The 20,278-nt window shown below is 65.1% G+C and carries 23 protein-coding genes; 4 read left to right on the top strand and 19 right to left on the bottom strand.

Annotated features, from left to right (window positions below):
• Positions 1-87: 87 nt before the first annotated feature.
• Positions 88-786: a glutathione S-transferase family protein gene (locus tag API01S_RS01590; RefSeq protein WP_039884327.1), complete on the top strand. Its 699-nt coding sequence runs from the start codon at positions 88-90 to the stop codon at positions 784-786.
• Here API01S_RS01590 and API01S_RS01585 read toward each other — a convergent pair whose 3' ends face one another.
• The 6 genes from API01S_RS01585 to API01S_RS01560 form a co-directional block, all read right to left on the bottom strand.
• The gene (locus API01S_RS01585) at positions 787-1,548 is read right to left on the bottom strand and encodes an ABC transporter permease (protein ID WP_006220442.1); all 762 of its coding nucleotides are present in this window, start codon (positions 1,546-1,548) and stop codon (positions 787-789) included.
• Positions 1,545-2,468, bottom strand: coding sequence for an ABC transporter ATP-binding protein (locus API01S_RS01580; protein ID WP_006220443.1), 924 nt, complete (start codon positions 2,466-2,468; stop codon positions 1,545-1,547). The genes API01S_RS01585 and API01S_RS01580 overlap by 4 nt, the downstream gene beginning before the upstream one ends.
• A 110-nt stretch (positions 2,469-2,578) precedes the next feature.
• The gene (locus API01S_RS01575; RefSeq protein WP_061302811.1) at positions 2,579-3,511 is read right to left on the bottom strand and encodes a dihydrodipicolinate synthase family protein; all 933 of its coding nucleotides are present in this window, start codon (positions 3,509-3,511) and stop codon (positions 2,579-2,581) included.
• A gap of 6 nt (positions 3,512-3,517) precedes the next feature.
• Positions 3,518-4,690 (bottom strand): L-rhamnonate dehydratase, encoded by a 1,173-nt coding sequence (locus tag API01S_RS01570; RefSeq protein ID WP_061302809.1) that lies wholly within the window; start codon positions 4,688-4,690, stop codon positions 3,518-3,520.
• A gap of 13 nt (positions 4,691-4,703) precedes the next feature.
• A complete protein-coding gene (locus tag API01S_RS01565; protein ID WP_061302807.1) occupies positions 4,704-5,729 on the bottom strand; it encodes a 4-hydroxythreonine-4-phosphate dehydrogenase PdxA in 1,026 nt (341 codons plus the stop codon).
• Positions 5,730-5,736: 7 nt separating this feature from the next.
• Entirely contained in the window at positions 5,737-6,711 is a 975-nt protein-coding gene (locus API01S_RS01560; protein WP_061302805.1) for a Bug family tripartite tricarboxylate transporter substrate binding protein, read from the bottom strand.
• Between the two features lie 121 nt (positions 6,712-6,832).
• Between API01S_RS01560 and API01S_RS01555 the strand changes: the two genes are divergently transcribed.
• Both API01S_RS01555 and API01S_RS01550 read left to right on the top strand, forming a co-directional pair.
• On the top strand, positions 6,833-7,762 hold the full coding sequence (locus API01S_RS01555) for a LysR family transcriptional regulator (protein WP_061302803.1): 930 nt from the start codon (positions 6,833-6,835) through the stop codon (positions 7,760-7,762).
• 86 nt (positions 7,763-7,848) lie between these two features.
• A complete protein-coding gene (locus API01S_RS01550) occupies positions 7,849-8,193 on the top strand; it encodes a zinc ribbon domain-containing protein YjdM (RefSeq protein WP_050730241.1) in 345 nt (114 codons plus the stop codon).
• A 54-nt stretch (positions 8,194-8,247) separates the two neighbouring features.
• Here the strand turns inward: API01S_RS01550 and API01S_RS01545 are convergent, their stop codons facing one another.
• The 12 genes from API01S_RS01545 to API01S_RS01490 all read right to left on the bottom strand — a co-directional run bounded on the left by API01S_RS01545 (position 8,248) and on the right by API01S_RS01490 (position 18,281).
• A complete protein-coding gene (locus API01S_RS01545; protein WP_061302801.1) occupies positions 8,248-8,484 on the bottom strand; it encodes a hypothetical protein in 237 nt (78 codons plus the stop codon).
• A 15-nt stretch (positions 8,485-8,499) separates the two neighbouring features.
• A complete protein-coding gene (locus API01S_RS01540; protein ID WP_050729997.1) occupies positions 8,500-8,736 on the bottom strand; it encodes a FixH family protein in 237 nt (78 codons plus the stop codon).
• Between the two features lie 18 nt (positions 8,737-8,754).
• A complete protein-coding gene (ccoG, locus tag API01S_RS01535; RefSeq protein WP_006220453.1) occupies positions 8,755-10,245 on the bottom strand; it encodes a cytochrome c oxidase accessory protein CcoG in 1,491 nt (496 codons plus the stop codon).
• A gap of 56 nt (positions 10,246-10,301) precedes the next feature.
• Positions 10,302-11,309 (bottom strand): cytochrome-c oxidase, cbb3-type subunit III, encoded by a 1,008-nt coding sequence (gene ccoP, locus API01S_RS01530; RefSeq protein WP_061302798.1) that lies wholly within the window; start codon positions 11,307-11,309, stop codon positions 10,302-10,304.
• Positions 11,306-11,482 carry a cbb3-type cytochrome oxidase subunit 3 gene (locus API01S_RS01525; protein WP_006220455.1) on the bottom strand — a complete coding sequence of 59 codons (177 nt, stop codon included), beginning with the start codon at positions 11,480-11,482 and terminating at the stop codon, positions 11,306-11,308. Before API01S_RS01525 ends, ccoP begins: the two co-directional genes overlap by 4 nt.
• Before the next feature lie 2 nt (positions 11,483-11,484).
• Positions 11,485-12,228 carry a cytochrome-c oxidase, cbb3-type subunit II gene (gene ccoO / locus API01S_RS01520; protein ID WP_061302797.1) on the bottom strand — a complete coding sequence of 248 codons (744 nt, stop codon included), beginning with the start codon at positions 12,226-12,228 and terminating at the stop codon, positions 11,485-11,487.
• Between the two features lie 10 nt (positions 12,229-12,238).
• Entirely contained in the window at positions 12,239-13,726 is a 1,488-nt protein-coding gene (gene ccoN / locus API01S_RS01515) for a cytochrome-c oxidase, cbb3-type subunit I (RefSeq protein ID WP_006220457.1), read from the bottom strand.
• 255 nt (positions 13,727-13,981) lie between these two features.
• Complete coding sequence (ccoS, locus tag API01S_RS01510) at positions 13,982-14,143, bottom strand: cbb3-type cytochrome oxidase assembly protein CcoS (protein WP_006220458.1); 162 nt, start codon at positions 14,141-14,143, stop codon at positions 13,982-13,984.
• A complete protein-coding gene (locus API01S_RS01505) occupies positions 14,140-15,114 on the bottom strand; it encodes a P-type ATPase (protein ID WP_061303795.1) in 975 nt (324 codons plus the stop codon). Before API01S_RS01505 ends, ccoS begins: the two co-directional genes overlap by 4 nt.
• A 63-nt stretch (positions 15,115-15,177) precedes the next feature.
• On the bottom strand, positions 15,178-16,374 hold the full coding sequence (locus tag API01S_RS01500) for a CaiB/BaiF CoA transferase family protein (RefSeq protein WP_061302795.1): 1,197 nt from the start codon (positions 16,372-16,374) through the stop codon (positions 15,178-15,180).
• Positions 16,371-17,249, bottom strand: a complete 879-nt coding sequence (locus tag API01S_RS01495) for an HpcH/HpaI aldolase/citrate lyase family protein (RefSeq protein ID WP_050729994.1) — start codon at positions 17,247-17,249, stop codon at positions 16,371-16,373. The genes API01S_RS01500 and API01S_RS01495 overlap by 4 nt, the downstream gene beginning before the upstream one ends.
• Before the next feature lie 39 nt (positions 17,250-17,288).
• The gene (locus API01S_RS01490) at positions 17,289-18,281 is read right to left on the bottom strand and encodes a Bug family tripartite tricarboxylate transporter substrate binding protein (RefSeq protein ID WP_050729993.1); all 993 of its coding nucleotides are present in this window, start codon (positions 18,279-18,281) and stop codon (positions 17,289-17,291) included.
• Positions 18,282-18,427: 146 nt separating this feature from the next.
• Between API01S_RS01490 and API01S_RS01485 the strand changes: the two genes are divergently transcribed.
• Positions 18,428-19,285, top strand: coding sequence for a LysR family transcriptional regulator (locus API01S_RS01485; protein WP_061302793.1), 858 nt, complete (start codon positions 18,428-18,430; stop codon positions 19,283-19,285).
• 28 nt (positions 19,286-19,313) lie between these two features.
• Here API01S_RS01485 and API01S_RS01480 read toward each other — a convergent pair whose 3' ends face one another.
• A complete protein-coding gene (locus API01S_RS01480) occupies positions 19,314-20,210 on the bottom strand; it encodes a LysR family transcriptional regulator (protein ID WP_061302791.1) in 897 nt (298 codons plus the stop codon).
• Positions 20,211-20,278: the final 68 nt, after the last annotated feature.

Genomic DNA, 20,278 nt, shown 5'->3' with positions numbered 1-20,278 from the left:
CGCGATGCGCGGTTTGCACGGCCGGGGCAAAGCAGTATCCTGGCAGCCGGCTTGCGTACGACCAACCCTTGGAAGGAGCACGGCACCTTGACCCCGGATCTCACGCTTTATGACCTGGCTGGCGCAGACGAAACGCTGCGCTTCAGCCCGCATTGCTGGAAGACGCACATGGCCCTGGCGCACAAGGGGCTGACGGCGCAGACCGTGCCGTGGCGCTTCACCGAAAAAGAAAAGATCGAATTTTCCGGGCAGAAGCTGGTGCCCGTGCTGGTGCACGACCAGCATGTAGTCAGCGATTCCTGGCGCATCGCCTGCTATCTGGAAGACACCTTCCCCGAGCGGCCCTCGCTGTTTGGCGGCGACGGAGGACGCGCGGTAAGCCTGTTCGCCAATTCCTGGGCCGACACGACCTTGGTGCCGGTGCTGGCGCGCCTGCTGCTGCCCGCCATCCACGGGCTGATCCACGAACAGGACAAGGACTATTTCCGCGCGTCGCGCGAAAAGCGCTTTGGCCCGATCGAAGACCTGCCGTCAGGCTACGCCGAGCAGATCCAGGCGCTGCGAGCGGCGCTGCTGCCCTTGCGGCACACTCTGGGCAAGCAGCCCTTCCTGTCGGGCGCGCAGCACGGCTATGCGGACTACGCCGTGTTCGGCATGTTCATGTGGGCGCGCTGCACCAGCACGCTGGAACTGCTGGAGCCCGATGACCTCGTGTATGCATGGCGCGAGCGGCTGCTGGACGCCTTCGACGGCCTGGCGCGACGCGCGCCGGCCGTCTGGGGTTGATCAGGTCTTCAGGCGATAACCCGTCTTGAAGATCCAGCGCACGCCGATCAGGCAGGCCAGAAGGAACACCAGCGTCATGCCCACGCTGACGCCGACGCTGACGTCCGACACGCCGTAGAACGCCCAGCGAAAGCCGCTGACCAGGTAGACCACCGGATTGAACAGCGTGGCGGTCTGCCAGAACGGCGGCAGCATCTTGATGGAATAGAAGGTGCCGCCCAGGAACGTCAGCGGCGTGATGATCATCAGCGGGATGATCTGCAACTTCTCGAAGCCGTCGGCCCAGACGCCGATGATGAAGCCGAACAGGCTGAACGTCACGGCGGTCAGCACCAGGAACCCCAGCATCCAGATCGGGTGCGCGATCTCGAACGACACGAACAGGCGCGCCGTGGCCAGCATGATCAGCCCCAGGATGATGGACTTGCTGGCGGCCGCCCCCACGTAGCCCATGACGATTTCCACATACGAGATGGGCGCGGAATGGATTTCATAGATGGTGCCGGAAAAGCGCGGCATGTAGATGCCGAACGACGCATTGGCGATGCTTTGCGTCAGCAGTGACAGCATGATCATGCCGGGCACGATGAAGGCGCCGTAGCTGACACCGTCGATCTCGACCATGTGCGACCCGATGGCCGAGCCGAACACCACGAAGTACAGCGACGTGGAAATCACGGGCGACAGCACGCTTTGCATCAGCGTGCGCCAGGCGCGGGCCATTTCAAACAAGTAGATAGCGCGGATGGCGTAGAAGTTCATGATTGACCGTGGACCAGGCTGACGAAAATATCCTCAAGCGAACTTTCCGAGGAATTCAGGTCGGTGAATTCGATTTGAAGCCGGCTCAAATCCTGAAGCAGCTGAGAAATCTGGCCGCCACCCTGGTTGTCGTAGGTGTAGACCAGTTGATAGCCATCGGCGGACAGGTCCAGCTGATAGCCTTCCAGCGCGGTGGGGATGCCCGGCAGCGGCGCGGTCAACGTCAGCGTCAGTTGGCGCTTGCCCAGCTTGGCCATCAGCGCGTTCTTCTCTTCCACCAGGATGATCTCGCCCTTGCGGATCACGCCGATGCGGTCGGCCATTTCCTGCGCTTCTTCGATGTAGTGCGTGGTCAGAATGATGGTGACGCCGCTTTCACGCAGCCGCCGCACCATTTCCCACATGCCCCGGCGCAGCTCGACGTCCACGCCGGCGGTAGGTTCGTCCAGGAAAAGAATGGCCGGTTCGTGCGACAAGGCCTTGGCAATCATCACGCGGCGCTTCATGCCGCCCGACAAGGCCATGATGCGGCTGTCTTTCTTGTCCCAGAGCGACAGGTCGCGCAACACCTTTTCGATGTATGCCGGATTGGCCGGCTTGCCGAACAGGCCCCGGCTGAAGGTCACCGTGTTCCAGACGCTTTCGAATGCGTCGGTGGAAATTTCCTGCGGCACCAGCCCGATCTTGGAGCGGGCGGCGCGAAAGTCCGACACGATGTCATGGCCATCGGCCAGCACCCGCCCATCGGACGGGTTGACGATGCCACAGATGATGCTGATCAGCGTGGTCTTGCCCGCGCCGTTTGGCCCGAGCAAGGCGAAGATCTCGCCGCGCTGGATCTCCAGGTTGACGCCCTTGAGCGCCTGGAATCCCGAGGCGTATCGCTTGGATAAACCTTGAACTGAAATGACCGGCTGCACACAAGCCCCCAACGTGATCGATAGCCGGGGATTTTACTCGCTACCCCGGCCTCGCTTGGTCGGCCTGGTGGAACGCTGTGTTCGGCGGCCGGGGCAACGGCACCGGGCAGCTAGCGCCCCCAGCGCAGCACCAGGGGGTCCAGGCGCCTTGCCGTTTCCAGCAGGCCCTGGCGCACTTCCTCGCGCATGGGCGGGAACGGATGCCGGGGCGCATCGCAATCGATCACGCCGCCAGCCTTCATCAGCGCCTTGGCCGTCAGGATGCCGCCCTGCCGGTTTTCATAGTTGATGAGCGGCAGCCAGCGCTCGTACAGACGGTAGGCGTCGTCGCGCCGGCCTGCGCGGTGCGCCTCGATGATGGGGCGGATGCCATCGGCAAAGCCGCCGCCTGTCATCGAGCCCGTCGCGCCCGCATCCAGATCGGGCAGCAGCGTGATGGCTTCCTCGCCATCCCAGGGGCCCTTGACCGCGTCGCCGCCCAGCGCGATCAGGTCGCGCAGCTTGGAAGCCGCGCCCGCCGTCTCGATCTTGAAGTACGACACGTGTTCGATGTCGCGCGCCATCTTGGCCAGCAGCGCGGCCGACAGCAGCGTGCCCGCCACCGGCGCGTCCTGGATCATGATGGGAATGTCCACCGAGTCGGACACCTGCTGGAAGAAGGCTTCGATCTGCGCCTCGGGCACCCGGATCGTTGCGCCATGGTAGGGCGGCATGATCATCAGCATGGCGGCGCCCTGCGCTTGCGCGCGCTGGCTGCGCGCCGCACACACCTTCGTGCCGAAGTGCGTCGTCGTGACGATGACCGGCACGCGGCCCCGCACATGCTCAAGAATGGTCCGCGTCAGCACCTCGCGTTCGTCGTCAGACAGCACGAACTGCTCCGAGAAATTGGCCAGGATGCACAGCCCGTCCACGCCGCAGTCGATCATGAAATCCACCGCGCGCTTCTGGCTGGGCAGGTCCAGCTCGCCCGATTCGGTGAACGTGGTGGGCACCACCGGGAAGATGCCGCGATAAAGCGGCGCCTGGGATGTCGTGGTCATGGCGGGCTACTCGATGATGTTGAAATCGTTGAGGTATTCGGTCTTCAGGGTCAGTCCCAGGCCGGGCTTGTTGTCGTCCAGATCGATGAAGCCTTCCTTGGCGACGGGCTCGCCTTCGAAGATGTAGTAGAAAAGTTCGTTGCCCACTTCCACATCGAACATCGGGAAGTATTCGCTCATGGGCGAGGCCAGCGTGCTCATCGTCAGATGGTAGTTGTGCATCTGCCCGGCATGCGGAATGACCGGCACGCTGTAGGCTTCGCACAGCGCATTGATCTTGTGCGCCGCCGTAATGCCGCCCACTCGGTTGGTGTCGTACTGCACCACCGACACAGCCTTTCTGTCCAGCAGCTGCTTGAATCCATACAGCGAAAATTCGTGTTCGCCGCCCGAGATCGGTACCGAGCCACGCTGGTTCAGCTCGGCATAGCCGTCGATATCGTCGGCGATGACGGGCTCTTCCAGCCAGCGCGGTTCAAACTTCTCAAGCTTGGGCAGCATGCGCTTGGCGTATTCCAGGTTCCAGCCCATATAGCATTCCAGCATCAGGTCGGTGTCGTAGCCGATGACTTCGCGCACGGCTTCGACTGACTTCAGATTCTCCACCACGCCCTTCTGCAAGTGCGCCGGGCCGTAGCCAAAGCGCATCTTGAACGCGGTGAAGCCCTGGTCCAGATAGGTCTGCGCTTCTTCCTGCATGGCTTTCAGGTCGGTGCGGTACAGCTTGGAGTAATAGACCGGAATCTTCTCCTTGGTGCGCCCGCCCAGCAGCTTGAAGACGGGCTTGCCCACCGACTTGCCCAGGATGTCCCAGATGGCCAGGTCCACGCCGGAAATCGCCGCCATGGTCACGCCCTTGCGGCCCCAGGCATGCGTGGCGCGGTACATGCGCTGCCACAGGAATTCGTAGTCCCACGGGTCCTGTCCGACCACCAGCGGCGTCAGGTACTGGTCGATGATGGCCTTGGCCACGCGCGGCGCAAGCGCCACGTTACCCAAGCCCACGATGCCGTCGTCCGTTTCCACTTCCACCACCGTCCAGCCGTGAAAGCGGAACGTGCTCATGGTTTCTTCGCGCGATGGCACGAGGTCCATGGCGTTGGAGCAGAAGTTGCCTTGCGGCGGCACGGTCTTGCCGGTCCATTCGAAGACGCGGGCGCGGACGGATTTGATTTTCATGGTGCTGTCCTGTTCAAACAAAAGTAGCTCGGTGCGATGCGCCCATGCGGCAGGCGATCAGGAAGGCTTGCCAGGTGGCGTCCACATTGGCGCGTCCCTGGCCGGCGATGTCGTAGGCGGTGCCGTGCGCGGGCGTGGTGATGGGTATGGGCAGTCCGCCCTGCACCGTGACGCCGCGCGAGAAGCCCAGCAGCTTGATCGCGATCTGGCCCTGATCGTGATACATGGTGACGATGGCCTGGAACTGGCCGGCCTGCGCCTTCAGGAAGATCGTGTCGGCGGGGAACGGCCCCTGCACCGCCAGCCCTTCCTCGTTCAGCTGCTGCACGGCCGGCGCGATGATGTCGATTTCCTCGCGCCCGCAGGTGCCGCCGTCGCCGCCATGCGGATTGAACGCCGCCACCGCCACGCGCGGCTCGGCGATGCCGTTGGCCTGCAAGGACCGATAGATCAAGCGCGTGGCTGCCTTGATGCCGTCCACGCTCAGCGCGGCGGCCGCACTTTTAAGCGGAATGTGCGAGGACACGCGCGAGGTCCACAGCTCGCCCAAGGTATTGAATTCGCAGAAGTAACCCGTCACGCCCAGGTACTGCGCAAAGTGATGCAGCTCGTCGTCGTGCCGCAAGCCGCCCTGCTTCATGGCGAACTTGTTCAAGGGCGCAAAGCAGATGGCGTCGATCTCGCCGTCGCGCGCCGAATCCATGCAGGCGTTCAGCACCCGCAATACCGACGCCCCGCCTGCCGCGCCGGCCTGGCCCACCGTCACCTGCTCGGGGCGTACGGTGTTCATGGCCAGCCATGCCGGCAGGCGGGTATCGGCGCGGCACCGCACGGCCGCCAGGCTGTCGACCGACTGCGTCGGCACCGACACGCCGGCCACGCGCTGGCCTTCGCTCCACAGCCAGGCATCGCCCACCAGCACGATGTTGGCGTGTTCACAGGCTTGCGGGCGGGCCAGCAGGCGCGCGATCAATTCGGCGCCGATGCCGGCCGGATCGCCCAGCGTCAACGCCACCACGGGTTTTTGCTGCATGTTCATACAGGCCTCATTCCACAGAGATGTGGTTCTTCTTGATGATGCCGGCGTAGCGCTGGTTTTCCGCTTGGTGAAACTGCGCGAACTGCGCCTGGCTCATGGGGGTGATGTCCGCGCCGATCGCCAGCAGTCGCGCCTGCGTTTCGGGCATGGCAAGAATGCGGTTGACGTCGTCATGGATGCGCGTCTGGACGGCGGCCGGCGTGGCGCTCGGCATGTAGATGCCGTACCACGCGCTCATTTCGACGCCGGGCACGCCGGCTTCGGCCATGGTCGGCACGTCGGGCAGTTGCGGGTTGCGGCGCGCGCTCAACACGGCCAGCGCGCGCACCTTGCCGCTCTTGATGTGGGGGATGACCGACGACGCGGTCTCGAAGGCGATCTGCACCTGCCCGCCCATCAGGTCCACCATCGCGGGACCGCTGCCGCGATACGGGATGTGCGTCATCTGCACACCGGTCGCGTCCTTGAACAGCTCGGCTGCGATGTGCTGCGTGCTGCCCGAACCGCTGCTGGCGAAGTTGAATTCACCGGGGCGCGCACGCAGCAAGGCAAGCAGCTCGGCGACGGACTTGGCCGGCACCTGATTGTTGACCACCAGGATATTGGGCACCGCGCCCACGAACACCACGGGCGTCAGGTCGCGGTCGTTGTCGTAGGCCAGCTTGAGCAGGTGCGGGGCAATGGCGTGGGCGGTCGATACGCCCATGACCATGGTGTGGCTGTCGGCCGACTTGGCGGCCAGGTCGGCAGCAAGCGTGTTGGACGCGCCCGGCTTGTTCTCCACCACAACGGTCTGGCCCAGCATGGGACCCAGCCGGTCGGCCACGGCGCGCGCCATGGCGTCCGTGCCGCCTCCGGGCGCCGAGCCTACCAAGAGGCGAAGCGGCTTGGTAGGCCAGTCGGCGCGTTGCGCCTGGGCGGGGGCCAGGGCCGACAGGCAAAGGGCGCCCGCCGCCATCGCGGCCAATACGCGGATCTTCATGGTTGTCTCCTTGATGCTTCTTTGCCGTCAGCGGCGATTTGTTGTGCAGCCATCTTAGAAACAACCGTTGTTTCCGTAAAATGAAACTTTTGCACCAACCGTTCACCACAGGCGATCAATCATGGAACGCAATCTGAACGTCCCCGCCCTGCTCTCGCGGCTGCGCATGCGGCAGATCGTGTTGCTGCTGGCGATCGACGAACGCGGCACGCTGCGGGCGGCCGCCACGCAGCTGAACATGACGCAGTCGGCTGCCAGCAAGATGCTGCACGAACTGGAGCTGGCGCTGGGGCAACCACTGTTTGAACGCGTGGGCCGCGGGTTGGCGCTGACGCCGGCCGGCGTGTGCGTGATGGGGTACTTTCGCGGCATGCGCGGCACGATGTCGTCGCTGGCGCGCGAACTGGACGAACTGCGGCTGGGCAGCGCGGGCAAGCTGTTCATCGGCAGCATCATGGCGGCCTCGCCCGGTCACCTGACCGACGCCTTGCTGCGCCTGAAGCAGACCTATCCGCTGTTGGCCGTAGAAATATCGACCGGCACCAGCGACCTGCTGATCACGCAACTGAACGAAGGCCGGCTGGACGTGGTGATCGGCCGCATGCAGACCCTGTCGGACCGCAACTACGTGTTCCGCCCCATTGGCGACGAGGCGCTATCCGTGATCGCGGCCTTGGACCACCCGCTGGCCGCGCACAAGCGCCTGAGCTTCGAGGCCATGCTGGCCTATCCGTGGATACTGCAACCGCATGGCAGCCCGATGCGCGAAGTCATCGAGCAGGAATTCCACTCGCATAACGTGGCGACGCCCCCGGGGCTGATCGAATCCGCTTCCATCCTGACGACGACCAACCTGGCGATGAAGTCGCAGATGCTGGGGGTGATTCCGGAATCGGTGGCGAGCCGCTACGCGGCGCATGGCCTGCTGGCCATCCTGCCCTACCAGATCCGCCAGTCGCTGACGGCGTTCGGCAGCATCGTGCCACGCGACCGCCCCTTGAGCGCAGCCGGACAGCATTTTGTCGACCTGCTGCACGAAAATAAACGATGATGCGACCGCGTTAGGCGAAATTTCCGCTTTACAGGAAGTACAATCGCCGATTGCGCTACCCGCGCGTTTTATCCGAGGTCGATCCCGTGAGTGCCCTGCCCGCCTGTCCCCAATGCCAATCCGAATACACCTACGAAGACGGCGGCATGTATATCTGCCCGGAGTGCGCGCACGAATGGTCTGCAAATGACACCGCCGCCCCGGCTGCCGACGAGGCCCGCGTCTACCGCGATTCGGCTGGCAACGTGCTGGCGGACGGCGACACCATCACCGTCATCAAGGACCTGAAGCTCAAGGGCTCGGGCGGCGTGGTCAAGATGGGAACGAAGGTCAAGGGCATCCGCCTGGTCGATAGCGACCACGACATCGACTGCAAGATCGACGGCTTCGGGCAGATGAGCCTGAAATCGGAATTCGTGAAGAAGGTCTAGCGCGCCAGCGCTTTGCCCATCCGACGGCATTGCGCCGCGCGGATGGGCTGCACGTCAAAGGTCTTCATCTTCGTCGGCCTTGGGCATCAGGTAAGCCGTCAGCGTGCTGGACAGCCCCGCCATCACCCACAACACGAAGAACGACACCGTGTAAAAGCCCACGCGTCCGGTGGGAACATGCCCGAAGATCGCCACATCCAGCGGGTCGATCAGCGCGAAGATCAACGCGCTGCCCACAGCGGCCGCCAGAAACGACGGCCACAAAATCCACATCAATGAACGCAGGCCCATCTTTGCTCTCCCTGGTTAAGGGTTGGCTGGCGCGGCGCGTGCGCCCTCGCTTGCCCGGGATGCGGCCTGCTCGATCACCAGGCCGCGCTTGACCACGCCGTCCAGAATCGGTTCGTGGGTGAAGTTGCTGTAGGCGAAGTAGATGGTGATGAAGCAGCCGACCATGGCGGCGAAGGGGCCGGCCATCAGGATCCACGGCCAGGGCTCGCGATACCAGGGCTTGGGCGTCGGGGCGGTTTGCGCAATAGTCATGAGAGGTCCTCGTCGGGCTTATTCGGGTACGTAGAAACTGGCGGCTTCGTCGGTCTCGATGGACCGGTTCTCGCCGTCGTGGCCGCGCGCGCGTAGCGTGATGGAATGGGCGCCCGGCTCCACGCCGGCCGGCGCGCGGATCACCATGGGCACCAGCTTGTTGGCGGCGGCTTCCACCTCGACCATGTCCGACCCCTGGCGGCCGGCCATCACTTGCAGGCCCGGCATGCCCTCGGCCGACAGGCGCAGCTTCATGGGGGTGTCCGACGTGTTGATGATCTGGAGGCGATACACGTTCTCGATCTGACCGCCCGCCACTTCGCGGCCCAGCGCTCCCCGGTCCCGGATGACGTCCACGCGCAAGGGGTTGCGCAATGCCAGCGAGGCGACGAAGGCCACCGCCAGGATCAGGATCAACGTGCCGTAGATCAGCACGCGCGGGCGCAGCAGGTGCTCGCGAGCGCTTTTGGCGTTCAGGCCGTCCTGCACGGCGCGGTCCGAGGTGTAGCGGATCAGGCCCGGTTCGTACTGCATCTTGTCCATGACCTGCTCGCACGCGTCGATACAGGCGCCGCAGCCGATGCACATGTATTGCAGGCCGTCGCGGATGTCGATGCCGGTGGGACAGACCTGCACGCACAAGCTGCAATCGACGCAATCGCCCATGCCCGCCGCCTTGTGATCGACCTTGCGCGAGCGTCCGCCGCGCGGGTCGCCCCGGCGCTTGTCATAGGTGACGACAAAGGTGTCCGGGTCCACCATGACGCTCTGGAAACGCGCGTAGGGGCACATGTACTTGCAGACGGATTCACGCATGAAGCCGGCGTTGCCCCAGGTGGCGAAGCCATAGAACAGCATCCAGAACCATTGCCACGGACCCAGCTGCAAGGTGAACAGTTCGTGGCCCAATTCGCGGATCGGCGCGAAATAGCCGATGAACGTCGAGCCGGTCCACCAGGCCAGCGCGATCCACAGAAAATGCTTGGTGATTTTCAGGCGCGCCTTGTGCAGGCTCCAGGGCGCTTCATCCAGACGGATGCGGGCGATCCGGTCGCCTTCGACCTTGCGCTCGATCCACATGAAGATTTCGGTGTAGACGGTCTGCGGACAGGCGTAGCCGCAAAACAAGCGGCCGGCCACGGCGGTGAACAGAAACAGCGCCAAGGCCGAGATGACCAGCAGCACGGCCAGATACACGACGTCCTGCGGCCACAGCACCAGGCCGAACAGATAGAACTTGCGGGCGCCCAGATCGAACAACACGGCCTGGCGGCCATTCCATTGCAGCCACGGCAAGCCGTAGAAGATCAGCTGCGTGATGAAGACAAACGCGATGCGCCAGCGGGCGAAGACGCCGCTGACGGATCGCGGATAGATCTTGCTGCGCACACCCGCCAGCGTCTGCTCCAGGGTTTCGGCCCCCGGACGCGGAGGACGCGTGTGCGGGCGCCAGGGCGGCGGGTCGTCGCCGGACGGTGCGCCGACGCTTGCTGTTGACCCATCTTCCATATGCTGCTCCGTGCTGTAAGTCCGATGATGTGAAGGGCCGCCGTGCGTCCCTTCACCTATGCGCCGCTGGCGGCGTTACTTGGCCGCTGGCGCGGCGCCGACCGTGGCGGTGCTGACCGCCCCGCGGCGTCAACCGTGGCCGGCGTGCTGCCTTCCGGCTTGTTCGACAAACCCCACACCCAGGCCGTCAGGACCTTGATCTGCTCAGGGTTCAGGATGTGCTCATGCGCCGGCATGCGGTTGTCGCGGCCGTCAAGAATGGTCTTGACGATCGTCGCTTCCGACGAGCCATACAGCCACACGTCATCCGTCAGGTTGGGCGCGCCCAACAGCTGGTTGCCCTTGCCATCGACACCGTGACAGGCGACGCAGAAGTTGCCGAATTCACGCTTGCCGCGAAACACGCGCACTGGATCCGCCGTCAGGCCCGACAGGGACCGCACGTATTGCGCGATGTCGCCGGCGGTCTTGGCGTCGATGGCGGCTTTCCACGGCGGCATCACGCCATGGCGGCCTTCCTTGATGGTCTTCATGATGGTTTCCGGCGAACCGCCGTGCAGCCAATCGCCATCGGTCAGGTTGGGAAAGCTGGGGCCGCCCTTGGCGTCCGAGCCGTGACACTGCGCGCAGTTGTTCAGGAACAGGCGCTGGCCGATTTCACGGGCGCCCGGGTCCTGCGAGATCTGCGGCACCGTCATCGTTTCAAAGCGCGCGTAGATGGGCCGCACGGCCTCGGCCATCTTGGCCTGCTGACGCGCCACTTCCTCGGTGCTGCTGTAGCCCAGCTGGCCCTTGTACTCACCCAGCCCCGGCATGAAGAACAGATAGCCCAGCGCGAACAGGCACGCCAGCAGGTACATCCACGTCCACCACGTGGGAACGGGATTGTTCAGTTCGGTCAGGTCTCCGTCCCAGACGTGGCCGGTGTCTTCCACCTGCCCGGATGTCGGCTTGGCGCCCAGCCAGCGGCGCTGCGTGTACAGCAGCCACACGCACCAGATGACGCCGCCCACCGCGACGATCGAAATGAAAATCCCCCAGAAGCCATTGACGAAATCGCTCATGACCGATTCGCTCCATCTTGTTGTGCCTGACCGAATTCGTCAGGCAGTGCGAACGGCAACATGGCCGATTCGCTGTTGGCGTCCTTGCGACCGCGCGAGCAGGCCCACCAGACAATGCCGAAAAAGGTCGCCATCGAAATGGCGGTAACGATCGCGCTCAGGTAGCCCATCATGATCAGCCTCCCGTGGCCGCTTGCGCGGCGGGTTGCACGGCGGACTGCGCGCTCGGTTGCGTCGCGGCTTCGGCGGCCTTCTTGGCACGCTCGGCCGCCTCGGCCTGCTCGGCCTGTTTGGCGCGGCGCACGCCCACGCCCAGGCTTTGCAGGTAGTCGACCAGCGCGTCCTCTTCGGTCTTGCCTTCGATGGCCTTGGGCGCGGCCGCGATCTGCTCGTCGGTGTAGGGCACGCCCAGCTTGCGCAGGGCGCGCATGCGATCGGCCACGTTCTGGCCGGTGATCACCGTCTTTTGCAGCCAGGGATAGGCGGGCATGTTCGATTCCGGCACCACCTTGCGCGGATCGCGCAGGTGGATGCGATGCCAGTCATCGGAGTAGCGTTCGCCCACGCGCGCCAGGTCGGGACCGGTGCGCTTGGACCCCCACAGGAAGGGGTGGTCGAACACCGATTCCGCGGCGGTCGAATACGAACCGTAGCGCTGCACCTCGGCGGCCAGCACGCGCACCTGTTGCGAGTGGCAGCCCACGCAGCCCTCGCGGATGTACACGTCGCGGCCCATCAGGCGCAGCGCGCTGTAGGGCTCGACGCCGGCCGCCGGCTGCGTCGTGCTGTGCTGGAAGAACAGCGGGATGATCTGCACCAGGCCCGCGAAGGACACCACCAGGATGCTGGCGATGATCATCCAGCCGATGTTCTTTTCAAGCGTCTGGTGGGAAAAGAAGCCAGGTTTCTTGTTGGCCATGATGTCCTCGTCAAACAGTGGCCGGCACGGCGGTCGCGGGGACCGACGGGCGAGCGGCATGGGGGTCGTCTTGCGGAATCACGGGGTTGACCGGCTGCGCGCCGCGCACCGTCTTCCACACGTTCCAGGCCATCACGAACACGCCCGACAGGAACAAGGTGCCACCCAGCAAGCGGATCAGGTAGTACGGCACGCGCGTCTTGAGTTCTTCGACGAAGCTGTAGACCAGCGTGCCGTCGGCCGCGGTGTCGCGCCACATCAGGCCCTGCTGCACCCCGGCGATCCACATCGCGGCGATGTACAGCACCACGCCGATGGTGGCGATCCAGAAGTGCAGTTCGATGGCTTTGACGCTGTACATCTTTTCGCGGCCATACAGGCGCGGGATCAGGTAGTAGAGCGAGCCGAACGAAATCATCGCCACCCAACCCAGCGCGCCGGAGTGCACGTGGCCGATGGTCCAGTCCGTGTAGTGCGACAGCGCGTTGACGGTGCGGATCGACATCATCGAGCCTTCGAACGTGGACATGCCGTAGAACGACAGCGCGGTGACCATGAACTTCAGGATCGGGTCGGTGCGCAGCTTGTACCAGGCGCCTTGCAGCGTCATGATGCCGTTGATCATCCCGCCCCAGGACGGCGCCAGCAGAATCAGCGAGAACGTCATGCCCAGCGACTGGGTCCAGTCCGGCAGCGACGTGTACAGCAGATGGTGCGGGCCGGCCCACATGTACGTGAACGCCAGCGCCCAGAAGTGGACGATGGACAGGCGGTACGAATAGATCGGGCGGCCGGCCTGCTTGGGCACGAAGTAATACATCATGCCCAGGAAGCTGGTGGTCAGGAAGAAGCCCACGGCGTTATGGCCGTACCACCACTGCACCATGGCGTCCTGCACGCCGGCATAGGCCGAGTACGACTTCCACATCGACACCGGCATTTCGATGTTGTTGAAGATGTGCAGGATGGCGATGGTCAGGATGTACGAGCCGAAGAACCAGTTGGCCACGTAGATGTGCTTGGACCGGCGCTTGATGATCGTGCCGAAGAACACGATGGCGTAGGCCACCCAGACCAGCGTGATCAGGATGTCGATGGGCCATTCGAGTTCAGCGTATTCCTTGCTGCTGGTGAATCCCATCGGCAAGGTGATCGCGGCGGCCACGATGACGATCTGCCAGCCCCAGAACGTGAAGGCGGCGAGCTTGTCGCAGAACAGCCGGGCCTGACAGGTGCGCTGGACCACGTAGTACGACGTCGTGAACAGCGCGCTGCCGCCAAAGGCGAAGATGACCGCGTTGGTGTGCAACGGACGCAGGCGGCCGTAGGTCAACCATTCGGTATTGAAATTCAACTGCGGCCAGATCAGCTGCGCGGCGATCAATACGCCCACAGCCATGCCGACGATGGCCCAAACTACCGTCATGAGCGCGAACTGCCTCACGATCTTGTAGTTGAAGGTGTCGGCCTTGCTTGCGATTGCGGGGCAATCGTTCATCACCCTTCCCCTAAAGTAACAAATAGCTCCAGGCTTGAATGATGGGACTAGGCACACAAGTCGACGTTGATATGGATCAAGCGCGCACTGGCCAGTCGGGGAACGCGGCAACGCCGCAACGAAGCAAAAGAACAGGCGGGGAAATCGAAGGCGCAGAAGACCGCTGGCGCGCTGCAATCAGCGGCCGGTCGACGTTGGGGATGGGGGTGTTGGCGTGCGGAGTGGGTGGCTCGGGTGGGGTCGGCGGCGCGGGCTTCAGCCGCGCGGCGGACGTGCGCTGTCGTCGTCGCGCAGGATCGCGGTGCCGGCGTCGTCGGTGTCGTCGTACTGGCCGTTGAACACGGCCCACCACAGCGACACGCCGATGGCCAGCACGAACAGCAGCGACAGGGGCAGCAACAGGTAGAGGATGGTCATGGCGCGGCTTCCAATGCGCCTAGCGGCGCCGGGCCGACCGACCAGTCGCGGCGGCACAGGCGCCACGAGTTATAGGCCACCGCCAACGAAGACACCAGCATGGTGATCGCAGCCAGCCACGGCTGCACCCAACCCATCAGCGCCAGCGGCGTCATCAACAGATGCCAGATGAGCGATCCGTACAGGTTCTGCCGGGCCTTCTCGCGTGCCCGGCGCAACAGCGCGTCAAGCGCGGCGTCGGACATGTTCGGGTGCGCCGCCAGCGCCGAATGCGCGGACGCCATGGCCGTGGGCACCGCCATCGACATGGCACAGGGACAGCTCATGACCAGCAGCGCGACCATCACCGGCAGGCTATGGGCGGGGTCGATGGCCGCCCAACCGATCGCGGCGGCCAGCGCCAGCAGCACCTGGGCCAGCACGAAGCGCGAGGCCACCCGATCGGCGCGCGCGCCCAGCTCAAGGCGCTGGGCTTCGACGCGTTGATGGCGCTGCCCACCGGCGGCATCGCCAAACGATTGCCGCGCGCATAGTTCGAGGTAGCGCGCGGTCAGCAAAAACGCCACGAACATCGTGACGGAATCGAAATAGACTTCGCCACGGCCGGTCCAGGTGGCGTGGACGCTGGGAACGAAGGCGGCCACGATGCCCAGCGCCACGGGCACGTCCATGCCCGCGCGGCCATGGCGCAGGTTGTCGCTGGCGTGGCGCCAGATGGGCCAGGCGGAATACAGCACCACGGGAATGGTCAGCGCGAAGCTGGCCCAGTTCATCAGCACGATGGCCCAGTCCAGCGTTTCCAGCGCGTCGGCGGGCATGCTGTCGTGCCGCAGATAACCCGGCCAGGCGAACATCATGACCTGCATCATCGCCAGCCACGCCAGGGACAGGCGCACCAGCGCATGGCGGCGCTGCTGGCGGTCGGCGTCAGACAGGGACGCCGGGACGGCGAAAATCGATTTTGCTCGCATGCGCCGATGGTACCCAGCGCCCGCCCCCGGCATCTTGATCTGGATCAAGCCGCCCCGGGCGGCCTAGCGCAATGCCCCGCGCGTTTTCAGCTCGGCGATCCGCGCCGGTGAAATTCCCGCCTCGGCCAGCACCTGTTCGCTATGTTCGCCAAAGTCTGGCGCCGCGCGCGGCGTCGCGGGCGTACTGCGCCCGAACTTGATGGCTTGCGCGAACCCGCGGTAGCTGCCCACGACCGGATGCGTGAAGGTCGAGATCATGTTTTCGGCCTGCACCTGCGGAAAATCGAACATGTCTTCGACGCCCCGCGCGGCGGCGCAAGGCACTTCTTCGCCAAACCAGGCTTCCCATTCCAGCGCGCTGCGCGCGCGCAGCGCGTCGTGCAGGCGGGGCACGATCTCGTCGCGATGCTCGGCGCGCTTGCGCACCGAGTCGTAACGCGGATTCGCGCCCAGGTCGTCCAGGCCGGTCTTGGCGCACAGCGCTTGCCAGAAGTGCGGCGTGTTGGCCGAGATATACAAGTAGCCCTCGCCAGTGGGATGGATGCCGGTGATGCCGCCCGAGCGCATATCGCGCCCGATCTCGCGCGGTTCACCCTCGGCCCAGATCAGCCGGGCCGATTGCAGCGCCAGCGCGCTGCGCAGCAACGACACGCCCACGAACTGGCCCCGGCCGCTGCGTTCGCGTTCGTACAGCGCCGAGGCGACGCCGGCCGCCACCATCGACGAAGCGTAGTAATCGACCACCGACCCATACAGGATTTCGGGCGGACCATCGGCCTTGCCCTGCAAGGCGCACATGCCCGTCATGGTCTGGAGCACCTGGTCATACCCCGCCTTGTCCTTGAGCGGGCCGGCCTCGCCATAGCCGGTGACCGCGCAATAGATCAGCCGGGGGTTCACCTGGGCCAACTGTTCGTAGGCGATGCCCAGTCGCGCCGGCACGCTGGGGCGGAAGTTGTGCACCAGTACGTCCGCCTGCCGCGCCAGATCGTGCAGCACGGCCAGGGCTTCGGGCTGTTTCAGGTCCAGCACCAGGCCGCGCTTGCCCCGGTTCACGCCCAGGAAGGCGCGGCTTTCGGATTCCAGCGTGGACGGATACTTGCGCAGGTTGTCGCCGGTGGGCGGTTCGACCTTGATCACGTCCGCGCCCTGGTCGGCCAGCAGCGTGCAGCCATAGGGGCCGGCGATATAGGCGCTCAGGTCCAGTACGCGTACGCCGGCCAGCGGCCCGCCCGAGGAAGTGTGTTCGGCTGCCATCATTGCCCCTCCGCGCCGTTCAGACCCAACTCGCTCGCCGACCGCAATATGGCTTCGGCGCGGCGCAGGAAGGGGCCGTCGATCATGCGTCCATCCACCACGAACGCCGCCACGCCCTTGTCCGAGGCCTCGCTTGCTGCCTGCACGACGCGTCGCGCGTGCGCGATCTCGTCGTCCGTCGGCCGAAAGGCGGCGTTCACCAGCGGCACCTGGCGGGGATGGATGCAGCTTTTGCCCAGGTAGCCCAGGCTGCGCGCCAGCTCGGCCTCGGCGCGGAATCCGGCTTCGTCTTCGATATTGGCGAAGGCGGAGTCATAGGCGAACACACCCGCCTCCGCCGCCGCCATGCGCAGCGCAAACATGGCCTGCTGCACGGCGACGTTCTGGCGGCGGTTGATGCCGGCCGGCTCAAACAGATCCCCCAGCCCCAACTGCAAGCCGGCCACGGACGGATGCGCCGCCGCCAGGCTGGCTGCGCGGCGCAGGGCGCGTGGCGATTCGATGTTCAAGAGCAGGCCCACCGGCTCGTCCACGCCATTGGCGGCGCGCGCCTGTTCGATGGCGCTGGCGGCGGCCACCACGTCCGCCTCGGATTCCGCCTTGGGCAGGTTCACCAGATGCAAGCCGGGCCGCACCACCGCCTGCACGTCAGCGTAGAAATGCCCGCTGTCCAGCGCATTGACCCGCACGATCAGCGTCTTGCCCGAGGCGCGCGCCTGCGGGTCGGCCAGCATGCGGGCCAGATGTTCGCGGGCCTCGGCCTTGCGCGAGGGCGCGACCGCGTCCTCCAGGTCGAAGGACAAGGCGTCCGCCGGGCCGCTCAAGGCCTTGGCGAACAACTCGGGACGGGAGCCGGGGACGAACAGTTTGCTTCTCATGCTTGCGCTCTTGTGACGGAGGGTGAATCGGGGCCGTGCTTACTGGATGGAGATGTTCCGGTCGCGCGCCACCTGCTTCCACTTGGCGGCGTCGGCCTGGACCAGATCGGCGAATTGGGGCACGGTCAGTTCGGCGGGCACGGCGCTTTCCTCGGCGAACATGGCGCGCATCTTTTCATCGTTGACGATGGCGCGGATCTCGGCGTTCAGCCGCGTGACCAGCGGCGCGGGCGTGCCGGCCGGGGCCAATACGCCCCACCACAGCTCGACTGAATAACCGGGCTGGCCTTCGCCGATGGTGGGCAGGGCCGGATAGAACTGCGAGCGCTTGGGCGAGGTGACCGCCAGCACGCGCAGCTTGCCGCCCTTGAGCAGCGAGGCCGTCGAGGCGAAACTGCCGATCACGAAATCGACGCGGCCACCGGCCAGGTCGTTCAGGGCGTGAGACATGCCCTTGTAGGGCACGTGCGTGAACGAGGTCTTCTCGCCCCCGGCCAGGATTTCGCTGGCCATCTGATTGACCGAGCCCAGGCCGGCGCTGCCGTAGGTCAGCTTGCCGGGTTCGCGGCGGCCGACGGCCAACAGGTCGGCCATGGATTGGTACGGCGAATCCTTGCCGACCACCAGCGCCATGGGGCTGCGCGCCAGCATCGCCACCGGCGCAAAGCTGCTCACCACGTCGTATTTCAGATTGGTCTGGACTGCGGCGTTGGTAGTCAGCGTGGACGAGGACAGCATCAGCACCGAGCCGTCCTTGGGCGCGCGCGCCACGTACTCCGCGCCGATCGCGCCGCCCGCGCCGGGCCGGTTTTCGACAATGACGGTGTTCGACAGCCGCGCGCCCAGCTTTTCGGCCAGCACGCGGGCAAAGACATCGTTGCTGCCGCCAGGCGGAAACGGCACCACCATGGTGATGGTGGCGGGCACGGCCGGCGAGTCGGCCGCCATGCCGGGCGCGCCCGCGACGGCCAGCGTCAGGCCCATGGCCAGGGCGGGTAATGCCGCGCGCAGCTTACGCAGATTCAGGTTCATCGTATGTCTCCTCGGTAGCGGTCTGCACCGGCAGGCATGGCTCGCCCCGGTTCACAGCCGCTTTTCGTTGTGGTCGAGCCGAATGGTAGGACTGCCCACTGATGATATAAAGCGAGGATTCTTAAAACACTACGTGAGGATTTCTGATGAAGATCGAATCTTTCCGTACGCTCAACGCCGTGCTGCGCGGCGGCAGCTTCGCGGCGGGCGCGGCGGACATGAACCTGTCGCCCAGCGCGGTAAGCCTGCAAATGAAGCAGATGGAGGAATACTTCGGCCAGCCGCTGTTTGACCGGTCGGCGCTGCAAGTCAGGCCGAATGCCTTTGCCGCCGAAGTGGACGCGGTGCTCCAGGACGCGCTGGCCCGGCTGGATGAACTGCGCCGGCGCAGCACGCCCGCCGTCGAGGGCCGCGTGCGCCTGGGCACCATCGAACCCTTGCAGGTGACCTTGCTGCCGCCGCTGCTGCGCAAGCTGCGTGAGCGCTATCCCCTGTTGGACGTGCGGCTGGTGCGCGGCCGCGCCACCGAGCTGACCGAGAAGTTGAAAAAGGGGGAAATCGACGCCGCCATCATCACGCAACCCGAAACTGGAGGCTCAAGCCGGCTGGCCTGGACGCCGCTGTTTCGTGAAACGCTGGTGCTGATCGCGCCGCCCGATTCCCACGAGACTCGCGTGGCTGAGTTGTTCCAGCAATACGAATGGATCCGTTTCGACAAGACCACCATCGGCGGACGGCTGGCCGCGCGCTATGTGGCCGAGCACGCGCCGCACGCGCGCTGCCGCATCGAAATGCAATCCTTGGCGGCCTTGACGGCGCTGGTGTCGGCGGGGCTGGGCGTGTGCGTGCTGCCGGAGCCGGGCCGCAATCTGCTGGACGTGCATCCCGTGCGCGTCGTGCCCCTGGGCAAACACGCGCCCTACCGCCAGATTTCATTCGTGTGCCGGTTGGCGGACGAGGAAAACCGGCTGGTGCAGGCATTGCTGGAAGGCGCGCGGCCGTAAGGCATGGGGCTCCGGGCGCGGCAAGCGATCAGCCCTGGCCCGTCTGCCTGGCCATGTCGATGAATGCCCGCAAGGCCGAGGACACGCGCCGCTGGCGCGGGTAATACAGCATGAAGCCGGGGATCGTCGGACACCAATCGTCCAGCATGCGCACCAGCCGGCCCGATTGCAGCCCGTCGCGCGCATAGTGTTCCGGCACGCAGCTGATCCCGATGCCGTCCACCGCCGCGCGCAGTTCCGCGTGCACGTCGCTCAACGCAATGCGGCCCGTCACGTCCACTTCGATCGCGTCGCCGTCCTTTTCAAATTCCCATTTGTAGTAGCGCCCGCTGGGAAAGCGATAGCGCACGCACTCGTGGCGCAACAGCTCATCGGGATGGCGCGGCAACGGCCGCCCCGCCATGTAGTCCGGCGAGGCCACCACCGCTGCCCGCAGGGCCGGCCCGATCTGCACCGCCACCATATCCTCGGGCACGGCTTCCAAGAGGCGCACGCCCGCGTCAAAGCCCGACGCGACGATATCGACGAAGCTGTCGTCCTCGGCGATCTCAAGCCGGATGTCCGGATAGGCGGCCAGGAACCTCGCGGCCATGGGCATCAGCAACATGTAGGACGCGGCGCGCGAGGTATTGATTCGCAAGGTGCCGGACGCCGAGCCGCGAAAGTGGTTCATTTCTTCCAGCGCGTCGCCCAGGTCGTTCAGCGCCGGCAGCAGCCGTTCGGCCAGGCGCTGTCCAGCGTCGGTCAGCGCGACGCTGCGCGTGGTGCGATTGAACAGGTTCACGCCCAGCCGCTCTTCCAGGCTGCGGATGGCGTAGCTGACGGCAGAGGTGGACAGGCCCAGTTCTTCGCCTGCTCGGCGAAAGCTGCAATGCCGGGCCAGCGCGGCGAAGGCCGCCAGGTGGGACAGGTTATCCGCTTGCACGATTATGCAAATCCCTTGAATAAAGCATGCGGAAATTCTAGCTTGATCGCCAGAATTCAGAGGAATAT

The sequence above is a fragment of the Achromobacter piechaudii NBRC 102461 genome, assembly GCF_001571245.1.
GTDB lineage: Bacteria > Pseudomonadota > Gammaproteobacteria > Burkholderiales > Burkholderiaceae_B > Achromobacter > Achromobacter piechaudii.
Note: the sequence above shows the minus strand (reverse complement) of the source record. Positions and strands in the feature narration are given on the sequence as shown.

What these genes read in the sequence shown, in the direction of transcription:
- API01S_RS01490 (WP_050729993.1), bottom strand. Translation starts at nt 18,281, where the DNA reads ATGAACCTGAATCTGCGTAAGCTGCGCGCGGCATTACCCGCCCTGGCC.
- ccoG (WP_006220453.1), bottom strand. Translation starts at nt 10,245, where the DNA reads ATGGAAGATGGGTCAACAGCAAGCGTCGGCGCACCGTCCGGCGACGAC.
- API01S_RS01495 (WP_050729994.1), bottom strand. Translation starts at nt 17,249, where the DNA reads ATGAGAAGCAAACTGTTCGTCCCCGGCTCCCGTCCCGAGTTGTTCGCC.
- API01S_RS01540 (WP_050729997.1), bottom strand. Translation starts at nt 8,736, where the DNA reads ATGACTATTGCGCAAACCGCCCCGACGCCCAAGCCCTGGTATCGCGAG.
- API01S_RS01525 (WP_006220455.1), bottom strand. Translation starts at nt 11,482, where the DNA reads ATGATGGGCTACCTGAGCGCGATCGTTACCGCCATTTCGATGGCGACC.
- API01S_RS01560 (WP_061302805.1), bottom strand. Translation starts at nt 6,711, where the DNA reads ATGAAGATCCGCGTATTGGCCGCGATGGCGGCGGGCGCCCTTTGCCTG.
- API01S_RS01585 (WP_006220442.1), bottom strand. Translation starts at nt 1,548, where the DNA reads ATGAACTTCTACGCCATCCGCGCTATCTACTTGTTTGAAATGGCCCGC.
- API01S_RS01565 (WP_061302807.1), bottom strand. Translation starts at nt 5,729, where the DNA reads ATGAACATGCAGCAAAAACCCGTGGTGGCGTTGACGCTGGGCGATCCG.
- API01S_RS01485 (WP_061302793.1), top strand. Translation starts at nt 18,428, where the DNA reads ATGAAGATCGAATCTTTCCGTACGCTCAACGCCGTGCTGCGCGGCGGC.
- ccoS (WP_006220458.1), bottom strand. Translation starts at nt 14,143, where the DNA reads ATGACCATCCTCTACCTGTTGCTGCCCCTGTCGCTGCTGTTCGTGCTG.
- API01S_RS01575 (WP_061302811.1), bottom strand. Translation starts at nt 3,511, where the DNA reads ATGACCACGACATCCCAGGCGCCGCTTTATCGCGGCATCTTCCCGGTG.
- API01S_RS01545 (WP_061302801.1), bottom strand. Translation starts at nt 8,484, where the DNA reads ATGGGCCTGCGTTCATTGATGTGGATTTTGTGGCCGTCGTTTCTGGCG.
- ccoP (WP_061302798.1), bottom strand. Translation starts at nt 11,309, where the DNA reads ATGAGCGATTTCGTCAATGGCTTCTGGGGGATTTTCATTTCGATCGTC.
- API01S_RS01505 (WP_061303795.1), bottom strand. Translation starts at nt 15,114, where the DNA reads ATGCGAGCAAAATCGATTTTCGCCGTCCCGGCGTCCCTGTCTGACGCC.
- API01S_RS01555 (WP_061302803.1), top strand. Translation starts at nt 6,833, where the DNA reads ATGGAACGCAATCTGAACGTCCCCGCCCTGCTCTCGCGGCTGCGCATG.
- API01S_RS01570 (WP_061302809.1), bottom strand. Translation starts at nt 4,690, where the DNA reads ATGAAAATCAAATCCGTCCGCGCCCGCGTCTTCGAATGGACCGGCAAG.
- ccoN (WP_006220457.1), bottom strand. Translation starts at nt 13,726, where the DNA reads ATGAACGATTGCCCCGCAATCGCAAGCAAGGCCGACACCTTCAACTAC.
- API01S_RS01500 (WP_061302795.1), bottom strand. Translation starts at nt 16,374, where the DNA reads ATGATGGCAGCCGAACACACTTCCTCGGGCGGGCCGCTGGCCGGCGTA.
- ccoO (WP_061302797.1), bottom strand. Translation starts at nt 12,228, where the DNA reads ATGGCCAACAAGAAACCTGGCTTCTTTTCCCACCAGACGCTTGAAAAG.